Annotated in this window: 3 protein-coding genes; all 3 read left to right on the top strand. The window is 56.6% G+C overall.

Going from position 1 to position 2,685, the window contains the following annotated elements; all coding sequences use genetic code 11:
• The first annotated feature begins 159 nt into the window (after window positions 1-159).
• Complete coding sequence (locus JYJ39_RS13810; protein ID WP_205205205.1) at window positions 160-1,971, top strand: hypothetical protein; 1,812 nt, start codon at window positions 160-162, stop codon at window positions 1,969-1,971.
• 3 nt (window positions 1,972-1,974) lie between these two features.
• Window positions 1,975-2,409, top strand: coding sequence for a hypothetical protein (locus JYJ39_RS13805; RefSeq protein ID WP_205205204.1), 435 nt, complete (start codon window positions 1,975-1,977; stop codon window positions 2,407-2,409).
• Window positions 2,410-2,420: 11 nt separating this feature from the next.
• On the top strand, window positions 2,421-2,685 hold a 265-nt coding region (locus JYJ39_RS13800; protein WP_205205203.1), incomplete at its 3' end, for an ESPR-type extended signal peptide-containing protein.

The following is a 2,685-nucleotide window of genomic DNA, read 5'->3' as shown; positions in this document are numbered from 1 at the left end:
GCCAGCCGCGAGGCCGCCGAAGAACTCACCCGGCGCGACCCGGAAACCGCCAATCAAGCGCTGACCGATACCCTGACGCTACAAGACGCCGCCCGCATCGAGCGCCAGTTGCAGGAAGCGAAACAGAACGCCGCAGCGGCAAACCTCATCGGCCAGACCGTGGCCGGACTGATCGGCGATCTGGCCGATCAGATGAAGAAACCCATCGTCGATGCCAGCCGAAGAATCGAACTGGATCAGCGACAAGCCGCCGCCGACAGAGGCGGGCCACCGCTGACGCATGTCGAGCAATACGAACTGAACCGCCTCAACGGCGAAGGCATGAGCAGCGAAAAGGCGGCGCAGACCCTCGTTGATCCGGCGGCGCAGGCGAATTACAACAACTGGGGCGAAGGCAGCCTCAACAAGACCATTCTGCACGGCCTGGCCGGGATCATTCAGGCCAAGGTCGGCGACGGCAACGCGCTGGTCGGCGCGGCAGCCGGGGCGCTCAATGAGGCGCTGCTGCCGGAGATGGAGAAATTCCTGGATGCGCAGAACATCACTGACCCCGAGGCGCGCCGGGGCTACCTGCAACTGGCGAGCGCCATGCTCGGGGCGGGGATCGGAGCTATCGCCGATGGCACGAGTGGTGCAGCGCTGGGTGGTACTACCGCTTACAACGCAACGACGTATAACCGGCTACTGCATCCAGACCAAGTCAGTGCCGTGCAGAAAAAGGCCAAAGAGCTGGCAGGCAAGGATGGCTTGACTGCCGAGGAATGGGAAAAACGCCTGACGCAGCAACTCCTATATCAAAACGACAGCTACCAGCAATCATTCGGCAACGATCCGGTAGCCGAGGGAATTCTGAAAGAAGTCGCACAGGCGACCGGCATCGACATGGATGCAAGAGGAACAGCGGCCTACTGGAACCATGCCCAGAACAGCGAATACCTGGGGCAACTTGCGGCAAGTTATTGGCTGGCGGGCAATCCGGGGAACATGAACATTGATCCGCTTGTTCGGGTAATGAGCCAGGCGGCGAAAGACCCGCACATGGTCAAGCAAACGGCAGCGCAACGCAAAGATCTCTTTGATGCGATGCTGGTGATTGCCTTGCTGCTGCCGCCGGAATCGCCGACCAGCAGCGCAACGACGGATAAAAGCCAGTCGTCGATCTTTACCGCACTGAATCAGGTCGGCAACAGCCTGCTGGGAACCGGCGTCCTCACCGCCCAGGAAGAAGAGGCCGTCCGCCAGCGCCAGATGCAGGCTTTAGTGACGGGGTACGGCAACGCCATCGCCGCTGCTGGTCTTGGAACGCGCAGCCTGCTGGGCGGCAAGGCAAATGCCTCGGCGAAGGAAATCATTGCAGTTGAGCGTGTCAGTCAGCTTGCCAAAGAAGCGGCGGCGGCAAATGCGAAACTTGCCAAATCAGCGGACAGCATCGGGGATGGTGCTTATGTCGCGCCGGTGCATACCAGTAAGGATGCGTTCCAGACACATGGTTTGAGTGCAGAGCAAGTGCCGGCAAGTATCCGTAATCAGTTGGCGCAGGATTTGGAAGGGGCATTCGGTCAGGGGGCTGCTAAACAGGCCCAAGAAGTCATCAACTCCGGGAAATCTGTTCCTGTTCCCATGACGGCAACAGCAGAAACCAAGTTGTATCGGGTTCAGGTGGAGGGTCGGGAATTCAATAGCACATCCGTTTACTACATGGATGCGGCACAACTTCAAAGGGTGCAGAGTAATCCACAGTTACTACAAGACATGCTGGGATTGCCGCCAGGTTCGAAAGGGGTTTCGTATACCATATTTGAGCGGCAGCCTTTGCCTGGACAGATGCCGACGATTTACCAATCAAGCGTTGCAACGGTCACGACTAATACCGGCAAGATTTCGGTTGGCTCAGGTGTTCAGACCATTTTGCCTAATGGAAGCTTGTGGTCGAGTCCTGTACCAATTGCTACAGTCAGAATCGGGGGGTGAATCATGGCTAAGTTTGTCATGCAGAAAGAGGAATTGGCACAGGCGGCATTGAAGCTTAGAGAGGTGCTGCATGAGGCTCGGGATGGTTTCAAGAAACGAGGGTTCCCAATCAGTGTTGCAGATGTCGACTACGCTCTCGAATTACTCAACCCGATTCTTGATTTATGTATTGCAAAAGAACTGGAGGAGCCATTTGACTTCATCGGATATATGGGAAGGATAATGGGGGATCATTTGGGTTTTCCAAATATTCGACCCTATTGGTGGAATCTTTGTGATTTAGGGAGGGGGGGGCTTACAGAAGAAGATTTTTGGATGACAGATTTTTCAAGGCTGCGGCTCATGCCTAAACAACTACGTCCACCGCCAGAATATCAGCCGAGTGAAGCCGAGCAGGAGAAAATCAAAAATGATTTGATATTCAAGAGCGGTGGCTAGGGGTAAGGCCAATGAACCTCGCCGCCCACACCCTCGTTTACAGCGCCGCCCGTTGTAGCCTGATCCCCGCTCCAGAATCTGCCCGCCGCCAAGGCAAACACAAACGAAAGCGGCGTAACCGTCTCGCCGGTGCGACGGCCACGCTGTTTGCGAGCCGCGACGCCACCATCGTAGGTTCTTCCGTGCTGGCTGACCGCGACCTTGACGTCATTGCTGGACGTGACGTTAATCTGCTGGCGGCCGAGAACCGCTTTACCGAAGACTACCGTTTCAAGA

The organism is Azonexus hydrophilus, assembly GCF_905120355.1.
GTDB lineage: Bacteria > Pseudomonadota > Gammaproteobacteria > Burkholderiales > Rhodocyclaceae > Azonexus.
Note: the sequence above shows the minus strand (reverse complement) of the source record. Positions and strands in the feature narration are given on the sequence as shown.